Raw genomic sequence first — 24046 nt, forward strand, 5'->3', positions numbered from 1 at the left:
CGACCAGTAAGTAACTATTATAAATCATAAGTACGATTTTAATGTAACAGGGAGACTGACAATGAGGTCAGCACAAAGACTATTTTTAGCGCTTTTAAGTTCGATTTTTCTTTTTGCTTGTAGTGGTGGGGGAAGTATTTCAGATGATGGAGGCGGGGGAACAGATCCTGTTGAAGTCATCAGTGTAGAATTAACATCATCTGTGGCAGATGGAGCTGAAGTTGATGCAACAACTGGTGCAGTTTTAACTGCAACCGTGACAAGTTCAACTCAAGGCGCAGTCTCTGGGACATTGGTCAGCTTTGTATTAAACAATACAGAATTAGGGACATTTAGTAACGAAACCGCGACAGCTGTAACTAACTCTGATGGTGTTGCCACTATTTCCATTTTTTCAGCAAATATTGCAGGCTCGGGTAGTGTCGTTGCTTCTACAGCAGATGGGGGCTCTAATGCGTTAGCGATAACGATGAAAGGGGATGGGACTATGACAGGTTCCAATACGCTTACAGTAGCTTTAGTAGACACTTCTGGAAATTCTATTAGTGAGATTAGTGATGATGTACCAGGTGAGGTACATGCTACTTATTTAGATGTTGCAGGCAATGCTATTTCTGGAGAGTTAGCTACTTTTTCTACTAAATTAGGCCTAGGAATAATCAATCCAACAACTGGAACTGCCATAACAGATTCTAATGGTGTAGCTAAGATCTCTTTAACAGCCGGTACTATTGCTGGTGCAGATGAAATTACAGTTGTTATTGGTGAGACAACTGAAACAATTGGTTTTACCACGCTTGGTGATGTTTCAGTCGTTAATCCAATTGATGAATATGAAATAACTTTGACTGTTGAGGATTCAGCAAATAACGAATTAAGAGATATTAGCCAAGATTCTCCAGGAACCGTTTTAGCGACTTTAACCAAACTTGGTGCAGCAGCAGCATTTGAGCCTGTTAGTTTTTCTATAACAGGCGAAGGTATAATCAATCCAACGTCGGGTAACGCATTAACTGATGCTAATGGTATAGCAACTGTAACACTACTAACCGGTGATATTAAAGGTGCAGGCACTTTAACAGCAACTTTTGTATTGGATAATGATTCAGTTTCTGATGACTTTAGCTATAGCGTAGCTGGTGATGCAGAAGGTGGTGATGGTGAAGTAAACGATTTGGTGGTTACACTCGTTGATACATCAGGTAATCAAACAAGCTACATCAGTCAAGCCTCTCCAGGTAGAGCTCAAGTCTTTTTGAGTGATGACAGTGGTAACCCTCTGCAGAACAAAGTGATTACTTTTACAAGTACTCTTGGTAACTTTTTACCTAATTCTGGAACGGCGCTTACGGATGCTTCAGGTAAAGCTGAAATATTAATAACAGCCGGTACTGTTGAAGGTGCTGCGACTATAACCGCTTCTTTTGGTTCAACTCAAGCAACAATAGGCTTTGAAACTGCTGGTGATGATATTGATCCTGTCGCAGCAGATCCAAGCATTACATTTGATATCTATGATTGTAATGATGCATCATCTTTTGACAAAGCTCTGAAAAACTTCGAAGTTTGTACAGTAACTGATAATATTACAAATCAGCGACCAGGCATTTTAGGAGCCATTGTAACGCTTGAAGGTTCTAACCAGCCTTTAAAACAAGTTCTGGTTAGTGCAGGTACAACACTAGGTGCCATCAGCCCCGCTTCTGCTACCGCTATTACAGACTCAGACGGTAAAGCAATACTTGACTTATATTCTGACGGGGCAGTAGGTGCTGGTGAAGTCTCTCTTAGTGTAAAGCAAGTTACTTCTACTAAAGCATTTGAAATTGGACGTGTTGATATTGACCTGCAAGTTTCTACTTATATTGGTACAGGTACAATTCCTGCTGGTGGGTCAACAGTAATCGAAGTAACTGTTCTTGACCCTGATGGAGCGATTGAAACAACTCAACCATTTAATTTAGAGTTTTCTTCTCAATGTATGTCCGCAGGAAATGCTGTAATAGACTCTCCTGTAGTAACAAATGCAGGTAAAGGTTTTGCGACATACAAAAGTATAAATTGTCAAGGTACAGATACTATAACTGTATCTGCAATAACTGGTGCTTCAACTGTTACTGCTACCATAGATGTCTTGATTGAGGCTATCTCTGTTGGTGCAATTCAATTTATTGAGGCTTCTCCTACGAAATTAGCAATAAAAGGCTCAGGTGGGCTTTCTGATGCGGGTGAACGCTCAGAAACATCTCAGGTTTCTTTCAAATTGTTAAATGAGATAGGACAAGCTGCTGCAGCAAAAAGAGTATGTTTTGAATTAAGCACAGAAGTCGGAGGGATGACTTTATCACCAGCTCCTATTGCAGATGACTTTGTAAATTGTCCAAATATGCCAAAAGTCGGTGATGCAGAATACCCAGCAGACCTTACGCAAGCAAATAAGTATGCCGTTGCATATACAGATGCGAATGGCGATGTAACTGTTACGGTTCGTTCGGGTAATGTACCTACGCCGGTAAAAGTGTTTGCTGTTTGGCAAGACGAAAATGATCCTTCTAGTTTACCTGTTTCAAATATTTCAGACAGCTTAACAGTCACAACAGGTCTTGCTGATTATAATAGCTTTTCTTTATCTGCTTCAGTATTGAATGTTGAAGGTTGGAACCGCGACGGAGAAACAAGCACAGTCACTATTCGTTCTGCTGATCATTTTAATAATCCTGTTCCGGCAGGTACCGTGGTTCACTTCGTCACTGAAGGTGGGAATATCGGTCAAGGTGATTTAGATGGTAGTTGTACTACCGTTTCTAATACTGGTACCTGTTCAGTTATATGGACTAGTTCAAATCCAAGACCTTTTGATGGTACAACTGTGACCTGCCCTAATGGCGGTTTCAATGGCTCCGTTTTACCTCCTTGTACAGGTGCAACAATGGCGGGTTACACCGATGGAACAAACTCGGTGATTGCTGAGCCACGTCCTGGTCGCTCAACAATAACTGCCTATGCAATTGGTGAGGAAAGCTTTGTTGATTTAAATGGCAATGGTTTATTTGATACGGGGGAGCAATGGATAGATCTATCTGAAGCTTTCTTTGATCATAATGAGGATGGTAATTACCGTGACACTATAGTTAGCCCACTTCCTGACGGTGCTGTAAATGAAGAATATGTTGACTACAACAGTAATGGAACCTTTGATACCGCAGATGGTTTTTACACAGGTTTGCTATGTGCAACAGGCTCTGAAGCAAGTTGTACTCAAACTGGTATCAATAATACTCAAGCCCAACTAAATGTGTTTAGGAATATCCCAATTGTGATGTCTGGCTCGGTTCCTTTCGGAAGGTTAGTTGATATTGATGATGCTGGAGCTATTACACCTGTAACAGCTATTGATTTAAGATCTGTATTTGTTCCTGTTGACCCATCTGATCCAAATGGTCCTCAAGAAGATGTTGGTTTATCCTCTAAAACAATTTATCTTTTTGTTTCAGATATTAATAACAACACATTGGCAAACGGAACGACAATTACTGCTCAGTCAGGAAATGGTGACCTAGCTGAAGCTACAACGGAGTATACAATAGGTAACAATACTTCTAACAAACCTCTGCTCTATGCATTTACTGTTAGTAGAGAAAGTAGCGCCAACCAAAAAACGGAAGGTTTGCTTTCTATAACTGTCCAAACTTTGTTTGGTGACGCGGTGACATATACGGTCAATGTCTTAGATAATGGATAACTATTTTATCTAACTGCAAAAATGCCGCTCATTGAGCGGCATTTTTTTATGTCATTATTCAAACTATGTATTATCTTTGGAACTGATAAACACTGCCAAGTTTTAATATCTGTGTTAATTCATCTAATGCGGTACGAGATTCAATAATAAGCTGTGGGTCAGCTAAGTCTTTAACTTCTAGACGGTCACGATAATGTTTCTCAACCCAGTTATTTAACTTATTAAATAATGCATCGTTCATTAATGTGTTTTGATTTACAGCAGAAATTTCTAACTCACTCATTGCAACACGTAATCGAAGACAAGCTGGGCCGCCGCCATTTTGCATACTTTGCTTCACATCATAATACTGTACTTGTTTAATTGGCGTACCTAAGGTAACTAATTCATTTAGGTAAGCAAATACTGCTGGGTTTTCTTGGCAATTGGTTGGGGCAATAATTGCCATTTCGCCATTTGGTAAGGTAATAATTTGCGTGTTAAATAAATAACTTTTTACGGCATCATTTATAGATACTTGTTCAGTTGAAACTTTTACGAAATGAACATCAGTATTCATTTTTTTACGTATTTCATCAAACTTAACATCAGTATTTAAAAATGCTTGTTCATGGTAAAAAAGAACATTTTGGTTGCCTACTGAAATCACATCATTATGAAAAACACCTTGGTCAATAACGTGAGGGTTTTGCTGCATGAAGACACAACTTTCTTCATCTAGTTGATGCAGGCGAGCTACAGCTTGTGATGCTTCAAGTGTTTGTCTTGCTGGGAATTTAACCGGTTTTACCGCATTAGGGTTGGTTGACTCTTGGCCATATACAAATAACTCAACCCCTGAATGACCGTAATCATTACACAGACGAGTATGGTTTGCAGCTCCTTCGTCACCGAAGCTTGCGTGCTCAGGTAAATGTTGATGATGCTTAAAAAAACGTTCATCTTTAAAAGTTGCTTTTAGAATATTACCTGTTGTAACAGGTTCAATGCTGCGATGAAGCTTATCAACGAGATTTGCTGGAGTGAAATGCACTTTACCGTCTCGGGTATCGGCACTAGGTGAAACAGTTGCGGCGTTTGCTGTCCACATAGAAGATGCACTGCAACATGCGTTGAGTAATGCAGATGCTTGCTTAGCTGCTTGATTTAGCACTTCTGCATCAGAGCCAGAGAATCCCATGCGTCGAAGCGAATAGATATCAGGACGTTCTTGAGGTGCTAAAACACCTTGCACCATACCTAAATCAGCTAACGATTTAGCTTTTAATAAGCCTTGTTTTGCCGCTGCCTTAGGATCTGATGCTTGCGCTGCGTTACTATAAGAGGCTACATTACCAAAAGATAAACCTGCATAGTTGTGCGTTGGTCCGACTAGTCCGTCAAAGTTCGCTTCGTAGTGCTTCATTTATTATCCTTAAAATATTTATTATTGTAATTATCGCGTGATTTGCTGATCGCTACAGCAAGAATATTGCCAGTATACTGATGAAATAGGGGTTAACAAGCAGTGACAATTGTCTCAAAAAATGAAAAAGTGACTAAACATGCACAAGTTTTACTTGCTAGACCCTAAATAATGAAATATTACTTTTTATTAACGCAATATTATTTTTTCTCCTTTTTTATAATTGATTAAAAAATGGCTCGCTGGACACATATTAGAGTTATTTACTTGAAACATTCGTCTCAACACTCTATATATGGAACCAATTTATATCTATCAGAGACTTTTTGGCGCAAATAAAACTATGGGTAAATCGCTAGTTATTGTCGAATCGCCGGCCAAAGCCAAGACTATTAATAAATACCTTGGTAAAGAATTTATCGTTAAATCGAGTGTAGGTCACATCCGTGATTTGCCTACATCATCATCGCCTGACAGCAAAGTGGCAACTAAAACGCCAGCTGAAGTCAGGAAAATGTCGCCTGAAGAAAAAGCCAAATATAAGCAGCAACGTGATAAACGTGCGCTAGTGGCTCGTATGGGGATTAACCCTGAAAAAGGCTGGGACGCCAAATATCAAATTTTGCCTGGCAAAGAAAAAGTCGTTAAAGAATTAAAAGCCCTTGCAGAAAAAGCTGACCATATCTATCTCGCAACCGATTTGGATAGAGAGGGAGAGGCGATTGCATGGCACTTACAAGAAATCATTGGTGGCGATGAGTCTCGTTACCAACGTGTTGTTTTTAACGAGATTACTAAATCAGCGATTCAAGATGCATTCAGTGAACCTTCTGCTCTTGACACCAATATGGTTAATGCCCAACAAGCACGTCGTTTCCTCGATCGTGTTGTAGGCTTTATGGTCTCCCCGCTACTTTGGAAAAAAGTGGCTCGTGGTTTGTCAGCTGGTCGGGTTCAATCGGTAGCTGTTCGATTAGTCGTTGAACGTGAAGGCGAGATTAAAGCATTTGTTCCTGAAGAGTTTTGGGATGTACATGCGGATTTAGCGACATCTCAAGCTCAGAAGCTTAAAATGCAAGTGGCTAAATTCCAGTCGGCCGCTTTTAGTCCAATCAATGAAGCGCAAGCGCAAGTTGCTTTGGATGCGCTAAAAGGTGCTAAGTTTGTTGTTACTGGTCGTGATGACAAAGCCACGTCAAGCAAACCATCTGCGCCGTATATAACGTCGACATTACAGCAAGCCGCGAGTACTCGTCTTGGTTTTGGTGTTAAAAAGACCATGATGATGGCACAGCGATTATATGAAGCTGGTCATATTACTTATATGCGTACCGACTCAACGAACTTGAGTAAAGAGGCGGTTGATGGTGTACGAGATATGATTGCCAATGATTACGGCAACAAGTATTTACCTGAACAACCTATTCGTTATGGTAGTAAAGAAGGCGCTCAAGAGGCGCATGAGGCTATCAGACCGTCTAATGTGATAGTTCAGTCTGCATCCTTAACAGATATGGAAAGAGACGCTCAGCGTCTTTATGAGCTTATTTGGCGCCAATTTGTAGCATGTCAGATGACTCCAGCTAAATATGATGCAACTCGTTTAACGGTCACTGCGGGTGATTACGAGTTAAAAGCCAGTGGTCGTACATTGAGATTTGATGGTTGGACAAAAGTGCAACCGCCAATGGGTAAAAAGAACGAAGAAGATAATACGTTACCAGTAGTTGCTAAAGGGGATGTATTAGATCTTAAGGACTTATTACCTAAACAACACTTCACAAAGCCGCCTGCACGCTTTAGTGAAGCATCATTAGTAAAAGAACTTGAAAAACGTGGCATTGGTCGCCCATCGACTTATGCGACGATTATTTCTACCATTCAAGATCGTGGTTACGTTAAAGTTGAAAACCGTCGCTTCTTTGCTGAAAAAATGGGTGAAATTGTTAGCGACCGTTTAGTCGAAAGCTTCAGTGACATCATGAACTTTGATTTTACCGCCAGCATGGAGCAAACGCTCGATGATGTTGCCCAAGGTAAGTTAGAGTGGAAAAAAGTGCTTGATGGGTTTTATGCTGAATTAACTAAACAGCTTAAACAAGCTGAACTCGATCCTGAAGAAGGCGGTATGCGCCTTAATGAGATGGTACTTGCTGAAGATATTAAGTGTCCAACTTGTGGTCGCCCTATGGGAATTCGCACTGGTACAACAGGTGTATTCCTAGGTTGTTCAGGCTATGCTTTACCGCCAAAAGAGCGCTGTAAAACCACCATGAATTTAACACCTGGTGAAGAAGCCGTTAGCGATAATGAAGATGCTGAAACGGATGCATTACGCGCTAAACATCGCTGTGGTAAATGTGGCACAGCGATGGACAGCTATTTAATTGACGAAGGCCGTAAATTGCATGTTTGTGGTAATAACCCAACGTGTGACGGTTATGAAATCGAAGCGGGACAGTTCAAAATTAAAGGCTATGAAGGGCCGATCATTGAGTGCGATAAGTGCGGCAATGATATGGAACTTAAAAACGGCCGATTTGGTAAGTATTTTGGTTGTACAAATACCGAGTGTAAGAATACCCGTAAACTGCTGAAAAGTGGTGAAGCGGCGCCACCAAAAGAAGACCCTATCTTCTTACCTGATTTAAAATGTACTAAATCAGATGCGCACTTTGTTTTACGTGATGGTGCTGCTGGTATTTTCCTTGCGGCAAGTACTTTCCCTAAATCTCGGGAAACACGTGCGCCATTAGTTGAAGAGTTGGTTCGCTATCGTGAACAACTTTGGCCTAAATATCAGTTTTTGGCTGATGCGCCAGTCACTGATGATGACGGTAATAAAGCTGCCGTTAAGTTTAGCCGCAAAACGAAAGAGCAATACGTTGCTACTGAAGTGGATGGCAAAGCGACTGGGTGGACATCTAAGTTTATCGGTGGCAAGTGGGTGAGTGAATCTACCAAGAAAAAGCCAGCTAAAAAAGCAGTCAAGAAAAAAGCTTCATAGCTAAGCTAAGGCGTTAATCGCTAAGCTTGTTTCAATCGCTTTTATATAAATGGAACCTTCGGGTTCCATTTTTTATGTGAGCAGCAATCACAGCTTATGGTTAAATATAAAATGAATACCTTAGAACAAGGAGATTTGTTCCCGCTTAGGAGCATATTAAAGCCTTGAAAGTCAGTTATTCCATCGTGTTTAAGTCAACTAGGTTAGTTTTAAATGAGGGGGGGAGGTAGACTTGGTAATAGGGTATGTTGTAAGTCACTTTATATTAAACTAGTGGTTTGCATTAATAACACGCAGATATAAAAAAGCCCCTGGCGAGGCTTTGAATAGGGGTGGCGGATTTATTATCTCACCAACTGCTTTGTTATCTCACCAACTACTTACCATTTTTTCTTTGGCTGGAATAACATATCAATATCATCTTCGTCATTCTTAGGTGTATTAACCGTTTCTGGAGTGACTTGTTTTTGCTGCGAATTTATTTCTTCTAATAGCTCTTTTGCTTCATCCACTTTACGACTAATGAATGGGTCGTTTGGTGTTTTGGCTTTAATCGCTTGAAGGGTTGCCAGCGCTTTAGAAACCATTTGTTTTGAAGAGCCAAATTGCTTTAGCGAATTAGAAGCTCTTGCTCTTGATAGCATTGATTCGACATTAATGCGAAGCTGATAGCTGTCTATTCGGTTCTCTGCATCAGTAAATACCTGAGGTTCAAGTTTACCTTTGTTATTTTCAGCTCTCACAATCGCTTTTAATTTTTTCAGCATCTGCACCAATTCTAAAATTTGTTTGTCATTATCAGGCAGACGGAAATTTTCAATTGCCAGCGCTTGAGAAGGGCTAGCACTTAATGTGGTTATTTGAGCTTGAATATCAGATAGACGACGCTGATAGTCAAGTTGTTGCGGCTGATTTTCCAGATGTGTTAGCGAGACTTCTAAGGCTTCATTAATACGTTTATAGAGAACAAGGATTACACTGCTAGGAAAAGAAGCGAGCCCAGTATTTGATAATACGGTTTCTGTTTCATCAATAATGGCACGTTGGCGTTTAAGCTCCATTCTTCGTTCAGCTTCAGCGCGTTCTTTTTGTTGCTGAATGACGCTAATCCCGATAATGAGGATAAATAGTGCGCCTAGAAGGATCAATACCAAAGTAAAGGTCATATGGTTTCCGTTCAATTGTGTGAAAGCAGAGTGGCTGGTTACCACTTTTATTTAATTAATTGATTATATCTTAGCGCATGTCATCGCTTGTGTCGTACAAAAAGTCATTCAATCTGTTGATAATTGCGAGATGTGTCGACTCTGTGAGCAAGGGTAACATTACAGGCTGAGAACATGCAAAATTCTCAATCTCGTTATTACTATTTGCATTAATAAACCAGATGGACTATAACATTTAGCTATAACAGTGTGTTGGTTTGTATCAATGTTGTTTAGTCTCAGATCAGAGTGAAGGTCGTATTATGAAGTTACAGCAATTAAGATATATCGCAGAAGTGGTGAAGCATAATTTAAATGTATCAGCGACAGCTGAAGACCTTTATACCTCGCAACCTGGGATAAGCAAACAAGTTCGTATGTTAGAAGATGAACTTGGTATTCAGATATTCGGACGTAGTGGTAAACATTTAACCCACGTCACACCTGCTGGGCAGCTAGTGATTGATATATCAAATGATATCCTAGGAAAAGTCGAGAGTATCAAAAAGGTTTCTGAAGAGTACACACAACCGAATCAAGGTGAGCTCAACATTGCGACAACTGATACTCAAGCCCGTTACGCGTTGCCGCAAGTGATTAAACCTTTCATTAAGCGCTACCCAAAAGTTAATCTCCACATGCATCAAGGCACGCCATCTCAGATCAGTGAGCAGGCAGCAAGAGGTGATGCGGATTTCGCCATTGCGACCGAAGCAATGCATTTATACTCAGATTTAGTTATGTTGCCTTGCTATCATTGGAATCGTTCGATTGTAGTAACGCGTGATCATCCTTTGGCTAATCGTAAAACACTTTCAATAGAAGATTTAGCAGAGTTTCCTTTAGTCACTTATGTGTTTGGTTTCGATAAAGCCTCTGAGATTGAAAAGTCGTTTAAACGAGCTGAACTAGAGCCAAGAGTCGTATTCAGTGCCACCAGTGCTGATGTATTAAAAACCTATGTGAGGCTTGGCTTAGGCGTAGGGGTGATTGCTTCTATGGCGATTGATCCCGTGATAGATAAAGATTTAGTTGCTATTGATGCGAGACACCTATTTGCCCATAGTACGACTAAAATAGGTTTTAGACGTGGGAGTTTTTTACGAAGCTACATGTATGACTTTATGTATAACTTCGCGCCTCATTTAACCCGAGATGTTGTTGAAAAAGCTGTAGCATTGAGAGATCAGCAATTAATTGATGAGATGTTCGCAGGAATGGAGTTGCCAGTGAGGTAATGATATTTGCCATAAAAAAATCTCGCAATAGCGAGATTTTTTTATGGCATCTTGATGCAAATACAGGGTTAATCAGGCGCGTATCCATGAAGGCCAATTTTCTCACCATCAAGGAAAGCGCAGTTATCATGCATTATTAACCGCTTTAAGCTAAACCATTTAACGACTAACGGATAAATGGCATGTTCTTGTTCATGTACTCGACTAGATAATGTTTCAACAGTATCTTCATCATATACAGGTACCTTAGCTTGTAATATCACAGGGCCAGCATCAAGTTCTGGTATCACAAAGTGAACACTCGCGCCGTGCTCAGTATCTTTCGCATCAATCGCTCTTTGATGCGTATGTAAACCAGCATATTTAGGCAATAATGAAGGATGGGTATTAATCATTTTACCTAAATACTGGCTAACAAACTCATCTGATAAGATCCGCATGAAACCAGCAAGTACAATTAAGTCAGGCTGATAACGCTCAATAACAGTTTGTAAGCGCAAGTCATATTGCTGACGCGATTCATCTTTACGGGCTATAACGCAACTAGTATCAATTTCACTATGGTGAGCTCGAACTAAACCGTAAGCATCGGCTTTATTACTAATAACACCGACGACTTCAGCATTGACGTTATCATCACAACCATCAATGATGGCTTGTAAGTTACTTCCATTGCCTGAAATAAGAACAAGAACGCGACAGCATTCAGACATTTAATTAATCTCCACTTGCTCTTCGTCACCTTGACGATTAGCAATTTCACCGATTAACCAAGCATTTTCACCTTCAGCTTTAAGTAACGCTAAAGCTGATTCAACTTTTTCTGCAGGAAGAGCGATAATCATACCCACACCACAGTTAAAGGTACGGTACATTTCAAATTGTTCAATGTTGCCGTTTTCCATTAACCAGTCAAAAACGACAGGCCATTGCCATGAGTCACCTTTAACGACGGCTTTGCAGTCATCTGGCAATACGCGTGGGATATTTTCCCAGAAACCACCACCAGTAATGTGTGCCATTGCATGAACTTCAGTTTGCTCAAGCAATTTCAGTAATGGCTTAACATAGATTTTAGTTGGTTCTAATAAGTGCTCGATAAGTGGCTTACCGGCTAGATCTTGCTGCGGATCGGCTTTGCTCACTTCTAATACTTTACGTATTAACGAGTAGCCATTTGAATGAGGCCCTGTTGAACCTAGTGCAATAAGTGCATCGCCAGATTGTACTTTTGTACCATCGATGATTGCTTCTTTTTCAGCAACACCAACACAAAAACCTGCTAAGTCGTAGTCTTCGCCTTCGTACATGCCTGGCATTTCAGCCGTTTCACCACCAATTAACGCACAACCAGATTGATGACAACCTTCAGCAATACCATTGACAACAGAAGTCGCTGTTTCAACGTCGAGCTTACCTGTAGCGTAGTAATCGAGGAAGAATAAAGGCTCTGCACCAGATACGATTAAATCATTGACACACATAGCAACTAAATCAACACCAACAGTGTCATGCTTTTTATAATCAATAGCTAAACGTAATTTAGTACCAACACCATCAGTGCCGGAAACCAGTACAGGGTGCTTGTATTTAGTCGGTAGTTCGCATAATGCGCCAAAACCGCCTAAATTGCCCATGACTTCAGGACGATGAGTGCGTTTAACCGCAGTTTTAATGTTGTCTACTAATGCATTACCAGCATCGGTATCAACGCCAGCGTCTTTGTAACTAAGTGGTGTAGGAGTGCTCACGGAGGATCCTCTAGGGTACATCGTTTTATGGGATTTTATGCGGCGGTATTCTATCAGCTTGTGAATGCCGTCGAAAGTCATCATTTGGATTTATACGTTTATGAAAACAGTTTTCTGTAATGGTTTTAGTTGGTTAGCGTGAGATTGTTTGCAATTATGAAACTTTATGTTTTATATCGAGGATAAATAAACTAAGATTTGAACAATTTGCAAAAAATATCTCATCACTAGGAGTGCAAAATGAAAGTCGTTGAAGTAAAACATCCGTTAATTCGTCACAAAGTGGGTTTAATGCGCGAAGCTGACATTAGTACTAAACGTTTTCGTGAACTGGCAACGGAAGTGGGTAGTTTATTAACTTACGAAGCTACTGCGGATTTTGAAACTGAAACAGTTACGATTAATGGTTGGAATGGCCCTGTTGAGATAGAACAAATTAAAGGTAAAAAGGTCACGGTTGTGCCAATTCTAAGAGCTGGACTTGGCATGATGGACGGCGTGCTAGAGCATATGCCCAGTGCCAAAATCTCTGTGGTAGGGATTTACCGCGATGAAGAGACGTTAGAGCCGGTTCCTTACTTTGATAAACTTGTTAGTAATGTAGATGAGCGTGTTGCGATTGTTGTTGACCCGATGCTTGCAACAGGCGGCTCGATGATTGCGACTATCGATTTACTTAAGAAACGTGGTTGTGTTTCGATTAAAGCACTTGTATTGGTTGCTGCGCCAGAAGGGATTAAAGCATTAGAAGCTGCGCATCCAGATATTGAGTTATTTACTGCATCTATTGATGATTGTTTGAATGAACAAGGTTACATTTTACCTGGTTTAGGTGATGCTGGAGATAAGATTTTCGGTACTAAATAATCAAAGAGTCATTTGATGTGTTGTAAAAAGGGAGCCATTGGCTCCCTTTTTTGTATTTATATTTTATCTACTACAATACCATTGCAGCAATCCAGCCAAAGGCGATCAAGGGAATGTTGTAGTGAATAAACGTCGGAATAACACTGTCACGGATATGATCGTGCTGACCATCAGCATTCAGACCAGCGGTAGGGCCTAATGTAGAGTCTGAAGCTGGTGAGCCCGCATCGCCCAATGCGGCAGCTGTGCCTACAAGTGCAATAGTTGCAGCTACAGAAAATCCAAATGTTAATGCTAGTGGCACATAAATCGTGGCGATGATAGGGATGGTTGAGAATGAAGAACCAATACCCATAGTAATTAACAAGCCTACTATTAACATCAATAATGCAGCTAATGCTTTATTATCTCCAATAATGTCACCAAGCGAAGCAACAAGAGTGCTCACTTCACCCGTTGATTTTACGACTGCAGCAAAGCCTGCAGCTGCAATCATAATAAAACCAATGTTGGCCATCATTAGCACACCTTGATTAAACATGTCTTGTCTAACGTCAGGTTTGATAATTCCAGAGAAACGGAAAATGATAAAACCTGTTAAGGCACCGAAAATCATTGAGTCAGTTTGGAGTTGCACCACCAGTGTTGCAACTATCGCTACTAACGATATTAAAATGGTTTTCTTATTAATACTGATGTCTTCTTGCTCAACAGTAATATCTTTTGCTTCGTATATTCTTGGTTTTCGATAAGTGATGAATACCGCAGTCAATAAACCAGCAATCATTCCGAGTGCCGGTAGTAGCATAGCTGCAGGGATCTGTTCTTTTACGGCTTCTAGGCCATTATTGTTTAAATTGGCTAATAGTATGTCATTTAAAAATATGCCACCAAAACCAATTGGTAGAATCATATAAGTCGTCACTAAACCAAATGTGATAATACAAGCGACAAGGCGTCTATCAATTTGCAGTTTACTAAGCACATGAAGTAGCGGCGGGATAAGGATCGGGATAAAGGCAATATGAATCGGCAAAATATTTTGCGAGCTAATCGCCATTAATAAAATTGAGGCAAGTAACAACCAACGAACGACCAAAGTATTGGTGCTGCTAGGCTCTTTACCTACTTTTTTAATAATATTATGCGAAATAAGGGTCGTTAAACCAGAATGCGATAACGCGGCAGCAAAAGCCCCTAGCAAAGCATAACTCAAGGCGATTTGCGCTCCGCCTCCCAAGCCATCATTAAAGGCTCCTATTGTTTGGTGAATATCAAGTCCACCAACTAAACCCGCTACCAAGGCGCTAACCGTTAGTGCAATAACAACATTCACACGCATGAGACTTAATGCAAGCATTAAGGTGACAGCAATTACGACTGCATTCATATTTAAGTTTTCTTATTTAATTTTTATTTAGATAGACATAGTGCAATCATTCTTGTCTGTATAAAACCTCATGTCCAGTTTATCTCGGTTGAGTTTACGAAAACTGAATGCTTGTAAGTAGGGTTTATCATTGATGTAACAAGGCGTGTAAGGATGTTGAAATTTTTTTTAGGAATAAAAAAGGATTGATATGGAGTATTTTTCATCAAGTAAACCATATTTCATCTTAAAAGGCTTATGTCTTTATTCAATTAGCGGTAAGGTATAGCGCAATTATCCTACATTCGTCGTGTTAATCGTTAACACGTATGTGAGCTATCTCGCATATTGTATTTGTTTGGGTATAATGCTTATCAGTTTTAAACAGGTATTGTGTTAATTTTTTTCAATCCATAGATGGAGATTTAAAATGAGCGTATTAGTAGGCCGTCCGGCCCCAGATTTTACTGCCGCAGCGGTTCTTGGTACTGGTGAAATCGTTGATAGTTTCAATCTATCTACCGCGATTAAAGGTAAGCCAGCAGTTGTTTTCTTTTACCCGCTAGACTTCACTTTTGTTTGTCCTTCAGAGCTGATTGCTTTTGATCACCGCATTGAAGAGTTCACTAAACGTGGTGTTGAAGTTATCGGTGTTTCAATCGATTCTCAATTCTCTCATCACGCTTGGAGAAAAACTGCCGTTGAAAAAGGCGGTATCGGTGAAGTTAACTACACATTAGTAGCTGACGTAAAGCATGAAATCTGTAAAGCATATGACGTTGAGCATCCAGAAGCTGGTGTTGCTTTCCGTGCATCATTCCTAATTGACAAAGAAGGTCAAGTTCGTCACCAAGTGGTTAACGACTTACCACTAGGTCGTAATGTTGATGAAATGCTACGTATGATTGACGCATTACAATTCCACGAAGAGCACGGTGAAGTATGTCCTGCTGGTTGGGAAAAAGGCGACAAAGGCATGACTGCAACAACTGAAGGTGTTGCTTCTTACCTAAAAGATAACTCTGACAAGCTTTAATATTGGTTTGTTAGATATAAAAAAGCTGCCTCGGCAGCTTTTTTTATTTATATGAATCAGCTTTCTGATGTTTCTTTAATTGATTCATCTTCGTGCTCTTCGCTTACCATTGGCCAGCCGCCTAAAGTCTTCCATTTATTGACGATGTAGCAAAATAATTCAGCAGTACGCTCTGTATCGTACAAGGCTGAATGAGCCTCTTTATTGTCAAATTCAATTCCTGCCATTTTACAGGCCTTTGCCAACACTGTATGACCAATTGCAAGTCCAGCAAGCGTGGCGGTATCGAAAGTCGCAAACGGGTGGAAAGGTGAGCGTTTTAAATCGTTTCGTTCTATGGCTTTATTAACAAAGCCAATATCAAATGCAGCATTATGGGCCACAATAATACAGCGATGACAATCAGCGGCTTTCTGCGCTTTTTTGACATGCTTAAATATTTCTAGAAAAGCTTGCTTCTCTTCAACGGCCCCACGTAATGGATTTGTTGGATCAATGCCATTAAAAGCAAGTGCTTCGGGTTCTAGGTTAGCGCCTTCAAATGGTTCAATATGAAAGTGAAGTGTTTTATCTAGTTCGATAAAACCATCATCATTCATTTTAAGGGTGGTAACCGCTATTTCTAGCAACGCATCAGTGGCGGCATTAAATCCAGCTGTTTCAACATCAATAACAACAGGGAAGTAGCCTCTAAAACGGTGTTTGAATTTATTTGCGTCGCAGATATCGCTCATTAAAAACCTCTTTCTTTAATATGGTGGCTATTATGCTAAAAGAGAGAGCCAGTGTCATGTGTGAATGAGTAAATTCTACGCTAAAGAAACATAAAACGATGCCGATAGAGTATTGTGACTAGCAAACAGGGTGTTTTTTATGTGGCGTAAGGCAATTCTAGTATCAAGCTTTTGTTTAGTAAGTTCTGCACAAGCAGACTTACAGCATTATGTTGCATCATTAGATAACTCTATGTGGCGCATTAGTGAAAACAGCCCAATTGAATGCCGTTTAGAACATGATATCCCTGATTATGGCAAAGCCATTTTTACTAGCAAAGCAGGTAAAGATTTAAACCTTAATTTTACCTTAGATATGTGGAACAAGCCCGATCAAGTGACTAATGCTGAGTTAATTAGTAAAGCACCTCAGTGGCGTCCTGGCGTAAATGAAAAAGCGATCACTAAACTTAAATATCAAAAACAATTTAATGGCGAAGTCCCAAAGAAAGCGGCTTGGTCAATGTTGTCAGAATTAAGTAAAGGCATGCAACCGACTTTTTACTACGCAGATTGGTATAATCAATCTGACAAAGTCGCTGTAGGCTTATCTTCGGCAAATTTTGGTGGTGAGTACCGTCAGTTTCGTTCTTGTTTAGCGACGCTGTTACCTTACGGTTTTGATGATATAGCGTTTACCGTGCTCAATTATGAAGAGGGTGGAACTAATTTAACCCGTTTTTCAAAACAGCAGCTGAAACGTGTTCAAGAGTATTTATCCTATGATTCTGATGTAGAGTTAGTGTTTGTTGATGCTTATACTGACAGTTATGGTGGTCGTTCTGTGAATCAAAGGGTGTCACAGCGTCGTGCAGACACAGTTGCAGATCTTCTTGTTGCAAGTGGCATTGAAGAAAGTCGTATTCATAAGACAGGTCATGGTGAACGTCGTCATGTTGCATCTAACGATCTTGTTGAAGAAAGAGCACGTAACCGCCGCGTAGTGATCAAAATTTCCAAGAGCATTTAAATTTCAATTTCTGCCTATCACTACTTAGCAGCCCCAATCTCTTACAAGGCTTAACTCAGCGTTAAGCCATTTTAGTTTTCTAAGCCATTGATTGAACATCATGATGGCAGCACCACAAAGTAAGTTGCATTTTAATGAACTGAGACTATTAGAATAAAGTCGATGATAAATTTAAGGTAAAAAAAAGCCCACTTAAAATAAGTGGGCCAAACAATTTGTATTCACAAATTCAAGGAAGGAAGTCAAGCATAAGAACCAGGGATAAGTTGAGGTATTGGGGTACATCAACTAGGAGTTCTTGGTTTTCAATAACTAAATAAGCTATGTCCTGAAAACAAGATGAATTTTAGAGAGTTTACTCTAAGGTGACAAACTAGAAAAATTACAGCTTCAGATTAGTATTTCTAATCCATTACAATGTCGTTAAATTTTTACTAATCACAATAATTAAACCAGAATACCTAAAATGGCCGTTTATATTCATTCGTTATGCATATTTAATTGTTTTTGTGCTTATTTCAATTGATGTATAAATGTTAAATTTACAATTCTACTAACAATACAAAATAAATTAATAATAAGAAATACTGCTGAATTCCCTTGTTAATGGGGTTTTTAGTGCTTTAGTAAGGGATGGGGAAATCGTATCTTGAGTGACTAGCTAGAATTGATGTCTTCGTTAATCTTTTTAAAATTTTTTACTATACAGAGAACAAAGTTGAGGTCGCTCTGTATAATTAACCCGCTTTTTGTGCGGATATTAGTCACCTGTATGACTTTGTATCCTTTATCACTATATCCACAAACAACAGCATAAGTAACTTTTAGCACTATATATTCTTATCCAAATGCTCTTTTGGGAAAGTCATCGCAGAAATAACCGATTGAATGACCGATGTGTGTATAGAATTTTTAGTACTCCTTTAACTAATTACCCATCAAATTATTTACGCATCACTATCGATAAACTCTCATTACTCATTACTCATTACTCATTACTCAAGACTTTTTCTAAAAATGAAAATTAATCATTCTTGCTGTCTACTGTGACTTAACGATTTTATATGAGTGACTTATAAATTAGACTAATAAACACACTGGAAAACGTTTATGTTTGTTCTCTAGTTTACTTTGTTAAACATCCCCTTTATGTAATGAACCTCCTTCAATGGTTAACTCGAATGAGGGACGCTTAAAAGTTAAATGTTTGTAAATGAATCAATAGCTAACATTAAACATTCTTCATTTATTAGGCATATCGCTGCAAAAGCCCTAAGTTTAATGGCAAATTAATCATCGCTCTTTAAAATAAACCTTTTATAGCCGTGTCCTTTTATTCACAAGCGTGGTGGTACTCGGTATAGTAAGCCATCTTTTATTACGCAAAATTCACAATCGCTAATTATGTTTACATGGCCAATTTCAATTTATTATGAAGACACGGATGCCGGTGGCGTTGTGTATCATTCAAATTATTTAAATTTCTTTGAACGAGCAAGAACTGAATGGCTTAAATCGATGGGAGTAGTACAAAGCACACTTTTAGCTGATGATATTGCTTTTGTGGTTAAGCATGCTGAGTTAGATTTTCGAATTGCAGCTAGGTTTGAACAGAACTTATTTGTTGAATCAAAGGTCATAGAATTAAAAAAAGCCTCTTTGGTATTTAAGCAGCGTTTGCTTGACGATAACGGTGACTGTTATTGTGAAGGAACCATTATTGTTGCTTGTATCGCGCTATCTCGTATGCGCCCAAGAGCTATCCCATTAAATATTGTGCAGGAGTTTAATCGTGCAAGCTGAAATTTCTTTTATAGGTCTTTTTTTAGAGGCAAGTGTCCTCGTCAAACTGGTAATGCTGACCTTACTTTGTCTATCAATAGCATCATGGGCTGTTATTATTCAGCGCAGGAAGTTATTAAACTCAGCTCGTGCTAAATCAATTAAGTTTGAAGACACATTTTGGTCAGGTGTGGATTTAAATAAACTCTACAAAGAATTATCTGCGCGAAGTGAAGGGGTTTCGGGACTGGAAGCGTTATTCGTTGCAGGATTTAAAGAGTATTCTCGTTTAAGTCAGGCAAATAGTAAGTCACCGGAAGCCGTCATGGATGGCACATCTAGAGCGATGCGTGTGAGTTTATCTCGTGAAGTTGAAAGACTAGAAACCCATCTACCTTTATTAGCTACCATTGGCTCAACTAGCCCATATATTGGTTTATTTGGAACGGTATGGGGCATTATGAATTCGTTTATTGCATTAGGTGCAGTTGAAAACGCTACCTTAGCTATGGTCGCACCAGGTATTGCTGAAGCATTAATTGCAACTGCAATGGGTTTATTTGCAGCGATCCCTGCCGTAATTGGTTATAACCGCTTTTCGACACAAGTTGAAAAACTAGAAATGGCGCATGTAAACTTTATGGAAGAGTTCTCTAACATATTGCAACGCCAAGCCTACAGTGAGAAGGAAGCGGTGTAATGTATCAACGTAAGCGCCGTCGTCCGGTCGCCGAAATCAATGTTGTTCCTTATATTGACGTCATGCTGGTGTTGCTGATCATCTTTATGGTCACAGCGCCTATCGTGTCGCAAGGCGTAAAAGTAGAATTGCCACAAGGCGAAGCTGAACCTTTACCTGCAGAAAGTAAACCACCAATCGTTGCTTCTATCGATGAATTTGGTGAGTATTTCTTAAATGTGGGGAGTGGTTCAAGTGATGATCCGCTGTCTTTGGATGAGATCTCTATCCAAGTTGGTGCGATGATCCAGCTAGAGCCAGAAAGGCCAGTCGTTGTTAAGGCTGATAGAAGAATTCCTTATGAAAATGTGATTCAGTTAACGGTCAGTCTACAGGGCGCAGGTGTACCTGCTGTTGGCCTAATGACTGATTCACCTAAGGAGTAATTCAGTGGCTGTAAAATCAGAATTAACCTTACCTATTACTATTTCAGCTGGCATTCATATTGGTGTTATTGTTGCGTTAGCTCTTGGTATCAGCTTTGAAGACAAGCCAAAGCACCTGCCTCAAGCGCAATCATCTGAGCCAGTTGTGCAAGCTGTTGTCGTTGATCAACAACGTATTAATGAGCATGCTGAAAAACTCAAAAAACAGCGAATTGAAACGCAACGTAAAGAGCGTGAGCGTCAAGAAGAGTTAGATAGGCAAGCCCGCAAAGCGAAGGAAGAAGTTAGAAAAGAGCAGGAGCGAATAAAGCAGCTTGAGAACCAACGCAGAATAAAAGAACAAGAGACATTAAAAGCGAATAATGCAGCTAAGGCCGCAAAACTTAAAGAAGCTGAAGAAAAAGCGAAAGCTGAAAAAGCTGCGGAATTAAGAAAGCAAAAAGAAGCTGAGCGTAAAGCTGCGGAGAAAAAAGCCGCTGAAAAACGTAAAGCTGAAGAAGCTGCGGCAGCGAAAAAGCGTGAAGAAGAACGTAAACGTAAAGAAGAAGCTGAACGGAAACGCAAAGCTGAAGAAGCTGAACGTGCTCGTCAAGAACGTGAAATGGCTGAAGCAATGGCAGCTGAGCAAGTCGCTTTATCGGCAACACGTTCAAAGCAAATTACGTCAGAAGTCAATAAATATACAGCAATGATTAAATCAACGATTCAACGCAATTTGGTGGTTGATGAGTCAATGCGTGGTAAAAGTTGCCAAGTACTTATTCGACTCGCAAAAGATGGGTTTGTGACGGCAAGTCAAACGTTAAGCGGCGATCAAGTCGTTTGCCGTGCTGCGAAAGCTGCAATTAATAAAGCGGGGCGTTTACCCGTTTCTTCTGAAGAAGATGTTTACAATAAAATGAAAGAAATTAATTTAACCGTATCACCGGAATTTAATTAAAGGAGTCACATGAAGATTTTGGCAAAATGGTTAACAGTTTTTGTATTTTTAACCAGTACCACGGCAAATGCAGCGCTAGATATTGTTATTACTGAAGGTGTTGATGCCGCAAGGCCCATTGCGGTTATGCCTTTTGTATGGCAAGGAACAGGGCCAGCGCCAACACAAATTAGTGATGTTGTTACAAGTGATTTAGCTCGTAGTGGTACATTTAGTCCATTGGATGCTCGCAGTCTACCGCAAGCGAATATCAGTACTGTTAACGAATTCATTGCAACAGGTTGGGAGCAAACGGCTTCAGATGCACTCTTAGTCGGTTCGATTAAACCTTATGGTACTAATCAGTACTTAGTGAGTTTTGACTTACTCGACTTAGTCAAAGCGCAGTTGCAGTCTGACAAAGGTCCAGTACCTGCAAGTGACTTATTATTGGAAAGCCGTGAAACGGTAATAAGTGAGTCGCAATTTAGACAGTATGGTCATCGCATCAGTGACATCGTGTATGAAAAGCTAACTGGAATACGTGGTGCCTTCTTAAGTCGTATTGCTTATGTGGTTGTGAAACAGGGGGAGAAATCACCGTATCACTTGATGATCGCTGATTATGACGGATATAACGAGCAAATGTTATTGCGTTCGCCTGAACCGTTAATGTCACCGACTTGGTCTCCTGACGGACGTCGTCTCGCTTATGTGAGTTTTGAGAATCGTAAAGCAGAAATATTTGTTCAAGATATCTATACTCAAGAACGTATTAAGGTGAGCTCCCATAAAGGTATTAATGGTGCACCAAGCTTTTCGCCTGATGGTAAAAAGTTAGCTGTTACATTATCAAAAGATGGACAACCTGAAATTTACGTGATTGATATAGCGACAAAGGCACTTAAACGTGTGACAAATCACTACGCTATTGATACAGAAGCATCTTGGATGCCTGATGGAGAGTCATTGATTTTTACTTCAGAACGTGGCGGCAGACCTCAAATTTATCAAGTTAAATTGAGTACTGGAAAAATCTCACGTGTGACGTTTGAAGGTGAGTGGAACCTAGGCGGTACTATCACTCCTGATGGACGTAGTATGATTTTTGTAAATCGTACTAATGGTAAATTTAATATTGCGAGAATGGATCTTCAAACTCGCTTTATGCAAGTGCTTACTTCAACTCAACTTGATGAGTCACCAAGTATTGCACCTAATGGAACCATGGTTATCTATGGTACAACCTATCGCGGTAAGCAAGTATTAGCAGCGGTATCTATGGATGGACGTTTTAAAGCAAGACTACCAGCAGGCCAAGGTGAAGTGAAATCGCCAGCCTGGTCTCCATTTCTATAAATTTTAATTAAGGATTACCCATGAATCTGAATAAGTTGTTTAAAGCTATGTTAGTTGTTGTACCTGTAATGGCATTAGGTGCATGTAGCACAACTTCAGAATCTGAAACTGACGCAAGTGGTTCAACTAGTGGTTCTACTACTACAACCACTGGCGGTGAATATGGTTCTGGTGGTGTTGAAACTGGTGGCGCAGCGCCAATCTTAACTCCAGAAGAGCAGCAACGTATTGAGCAAGAAGAATTACGTGCTCAAAATATTATTTATTTTGATTTTGACCGTAGTGAAGTACAAAGTGAAAATGCTGCAATTATTCAAGCTCACGGAAACTATTTAGTTGAGCACCCAAATGTACGTGTATTAATTGAAGGTCATGCTGATGAGCGTGGCACTCCTGAATACAATATTGCGTTAGGTGAACGTCGTGCTAAAGCTATTGCTAAATACTTACAAGGTATGGGTGTTCAAGCTAGCCAAATGAGTGTTGTTAGTTATGGTGAAGAAAAGCCATTAGATTTTTCACGCAGTGAAAGTGGTTTTGCAAAAAACCGCCGCGGTGTTTTAGTTTATTAATCGCGAAGAGTAAAAGCGATAACGGAAGGCCGGCTATGCCGGCCAGTTTAGGAGTTTATTGATGAAACATGCTGTTTTAGTTGCTGCGATGTTTGTAGCTGCAGGTGCTAACGCTGCCCCTGCACCTGTTCAAGATATTGCAGGCGGGTCAAATGATGATCGACTATCTCGTTTAGAACGTATTATTAAAGCAAAACAACAATCTGAATTTGAAGCGCAACAACGTTTAGATGCATTACAACGTGAAGTTCTTGAGTTACGTGGTATTACTGAACAGCAAGATTATCAAATTAGTCAAATGTTGCAGCGCCAACGCCAGCTTTATGAAGAAATTGCTAATTTATCAGCGAGTGCGGCGTCGACCACTGTCTCTGTCGCTGATACAGCTACATCTGCAGGCACTCAGTCTACTCTAGGGGAAACTGCAAGCTATGAGCAAGCCGTGAACCTTGTATTGAAAGAGCGTAAGTACGATGAAGCCATTCCGGCCTTTAGTGACTTCATTAAACAATACCCAGATTCCACATATGCTGCCAATGCCAACTATTGGTTAGGCCAGTTGTTATTCAATAAAGGTACTTTTGCTGAAGCTAAAGTTGCATTTAATACCGTGGTCAATAAATATCCTAACTCTAATAAACGTGGTGATAGTTTAGTTAAGTTAGGCATGATCGCTGAAAAAGAAGGTGACAGTGCGACAGCGAAGACATTCTATAACCGAGTGTTAAAAGAATACGCTAATAGTGCCTCTGCAAGACTTGCTCAACAACAATTGTCGGCTTTGTAAGCCTAATTTAACTAAAAAACAGCCTCTTAGTTTATTTTTAGTGCAAACGGCAAAAAAACCATAAATTGCACTTGCATGCGAAGATGAAAAAGGTATTATAGGCGCCCTCAGAACGGAGCGACGTTCTGAGGTCATTAAA

General features: G+C 39.9%; 19 protein-coding genes. 13 read left to right on the forward strand and 6 right to left on the reverse strand.

What is annotated here, in order from left to right; translation table 11 throughout:
- Positions 1 to 61: 61 nt before the first annotated feature.
- Entirely contained in the window at positions 62 to 3742 is a 3681-nt protein-coding gene (locus tag SJ2017_RS08425) for a beta strand repeat-containing protein (protein WP_080915474.1), read from the forward strand.
- 70 nt (positions 3743 to 3812) lie between these two features.
- On the opposite strand, the gene astB is transcribed toward SJ2017_RS08425, so the two are convergent.
- On the reverse strand, positions 3813 to 5147 hold the full coding sequence (gene astB, locus SJ2017_RS08430; RefSeq protein ID WP_080915475.1) for an N-succinylarginine dihydrolase: 1335 nt from the start codon (positions 5145 to 5147) through the stop codon (positions 3813 to 3815).
- A 343-nt stretch (positions 5148 to 5490) separates the two neighbouring features.
- On the opposite strand from astB, the gene topA reads away from it, so the two are divergent.
- Positions 5491 to 8154 carry a type I DNA topoisomerase gene (gene topA / locus SJ2017_RS08435; RefSeq protein WP_055023806.1) on the forward strand — a complete coding sequence of 888 codons (2664 nt, stop codon included), beginning with the start codon at positions 5491 to 5493 and terminating at the stop codon, positions 8152 to 8154.
- Between the two features lie 380 nt (positions 8155 to 8534).
- Here topA and SJ2017_RS08440 read toward each other — a convergent pair whose 3' ends face one another.
- Positions 8535 to 9320, reverse strand: a complete 786-nt coding sequence (locus SJ2017_RS08440) for a hypothetical protein (protein WP_055023805.1) — start codon at positions 9318 to 9320, stop codon at positions 8535 to 8537.
- Between the two features lie 302 nt (positions 9321 to 9622).
- On the opposite strand from SJ2017_RS08440, the gene cysB reads away from it, so the two are divergent.
- A complete protein-coding gene (cysB, locus tag SJ2017_RS08445; RefSeq protein WP_080915476.1) occupies positions 9623 to 10597 on the forward strand; it encodes an HTH-type transcriptional regulator CysB in 975 nt (324 codons plus the stop codon).
- Positions 10598 to 10665: 68 nt separating this feature from the next.
- On the opposite strand, the gene purN is transcribed toward cysB, so the two are convergent.
- Together purN and purM are read right to left on the reverse strand one after the other, a co-directional pair.
- Complete coding sequence (purN, locus tag SJ2017_RS08450; RefSeq protein WP_080915477.1) at positions 10666 to 11310, reverse strand: phosphoribosylglycinamide formyltransferase; 645 nt, start codon at positions 11308 to 11310, stop codon at positions 10666 to 10668.
- Complete coding sequence (gene purM, locus SJ2017_RS08455) at positions 11311 to 12348, reverse strand: phosphoribosylformylglycinamidine cyclo-ligase (protein WP_080915478.1); 1038 nt, start codon at positions 12346 to 12348, stop codon at positions 11311 to 11313.
- 240 nt (positions 12349 to 12588) lie between these two features.
- Between purM and upp the strand changes: the two genes are divergently transcribed.
- Entirely contained in the window at positions 12589 to 13215 is a 627-nt protein-coding gene (upp, locus tag SJ2017_RS08460) for a uracil phosphoribosyltransferase (RefSeq protein WP_055023801.1), read from the forward strand.
- 70 nt (positions 13216 to 13285) lie between these two features.
- Here upp and SJ2017_RS08465 read toward each other — a convergent pair whose 3' ends face one another.
- Positions 13286 to 14605 (reverse strand): Na+/H+ antiporter family protein, encoded by a 1320-nt coding sequence (locus SJ2017_RS08465; RefSeq protein ID WP_080915479.1) that lies wholly within the window; start codon positions 14603 to 14605, stop codon positions 13286 to 13288.
- A gap of 409 nt (positions 14606 to 15014) precedes the next feature.
- Between SJ2017_RS08465 and SJ2017_RS08470 the strand changes: the two genes are divergently transcribed.
- Positions 15015 to 15620, forward strand: coding sequence for a peroxiredoxin (locus SJ2017_RS08470; RefSeq protein ID WP_055023799.1), 606 nt, complete (start codon positions 15015 to 15017; stop codon positions 15618 to 15620).
- Between the two features lie 56 nt (positions 15621 to 15676).
- On the opposite strand, the gene rnt is transcribed toward SJ2017_RS08470, so the two are convergent.
- Positions 15677 to 16354, reverse strand: coding sequence for a ribonuclease T (gene rnt, locus SJ2017_RS08475; RefSeq protein ID WP_080915480.1), 678 nt, complete (start codon positions 16352 to 16354; stop codon positions 15677 to 15679).
- Positions 16355 to 16493: 139 nt separating this feature from the next.
- On the opposite strand from rnt, the gene SJ2017_RS08480 reads away from it, so the two are divergent.
- The 8 genes from SJ2017_RS08480 to ybgF all read left to right on the forward strand — a co-directional run bounded on the left by SJ2017_RS08480 (position 16494) and on the right by ybgF (position 23907).
- Positions 16494 to 17363: a flagellar protein MotY gene (locus SJ2017_RS08480; RefSeq protein ID WP_055023797.1), complete on the forward strand. Its 870-nt coding sequence runs from the start codon at positions 16494 to 16496 to the stop codon at positions 17361 to 17363.
- Positions 17364 to 18764: 1401 nt separating this feature from the next.
- Entirely contained in the window at positions 18765 to 19166 is a 402-nt protein-coding gene (gene ybgC / locus SJ2017_RS08485; protein ID WP_119968336.1) for a tol-pal system-associated acyl-CoA thioesterase, read from the forward strand.
- Complete coding sequence (gene tolQ / locus SJ2017_RS08490) at positions 19156 to 19845, forward strand: protein TolQ (RefSeq protein WP_055023795.1); 690 nt, start codon at positions 19156 to 19158, stop codon at positions 19843 to 19845. Before ybgC ends, tolQ begins: the two co-directional genes overlap by 11 nt.
- Positions 19845 to 20270 (forward strand): protein TolR, encoded by a 426-nt coding sequence (gene tolR, locus SJ2017_RS08495; RefSeq protein WP_080915481.1) that lies wholly within the window; start codon positions 19845 to 19847, stop codon positions 20268 to 20270. Before tolQ ends, tolR begins: the two co-directional genes overlap by 1 nt.
- 4 nt (positions 20271 to 20274) lie before the next feature.
- Complete coding sequence (tolA, locus tag SJ2017_RS08500; protein WP_055023793.1) at positions 20275 to 21210, forward strand: cell envelope integrity protein TolA; 936 nt, start codon at positions 20275 to 20277, stop codon at positions 21208 to 21210.
- 9 nt (positions 21211 to 21219) lie between these two features.
- A complete protein-coding gene (gene tolB, locus SJ2017_RS08505; protein WP_080915482.1) occupies positions 21220 to 22548 on the forward strand; it encodes a Tol-Pal system beta propeller repeat protein TolB in 1329 nt (442 codons plus the stop codon).
- Positions 22549 to 22568: 20 nt separating this feature from the next.
- Entirely contained in the window at positions 22569 to 23120 is a 552-nt protein-coding gene (gene pal, locus SJ2017_RS08510; RefSeq protein ID WP_055023791.1) for a peptidoglycan-associated lipoprotein Pal, read from the forward strand.
- A 61-nt stretch (positions 23121 to 23181) separates the two neighbouring features.
- Positions 23182 to 23907, forward strand: a complete 726-nt coding sequence (gene ybgF, locus SJ2017_RS08515; protein ID WP_055023790.1) for a tol-pal system protein YbgF — start codon at positions 23182 to 23184, stop codon at positions 23905 to 23907.
- Positions 23908 to 24046 lie beyond the last annotated feature (139 nt).

Origin of the sequence: Shewanella japonica, from assembly GCF_002075795.1 — a bacterium.
Taxonomy (GTDB): Bacteria; Pseudomonadota; Gammaproteobacteria; order Enterobacterales; family Shewanellaceae; genus Shewanella; species Shewanella japonica.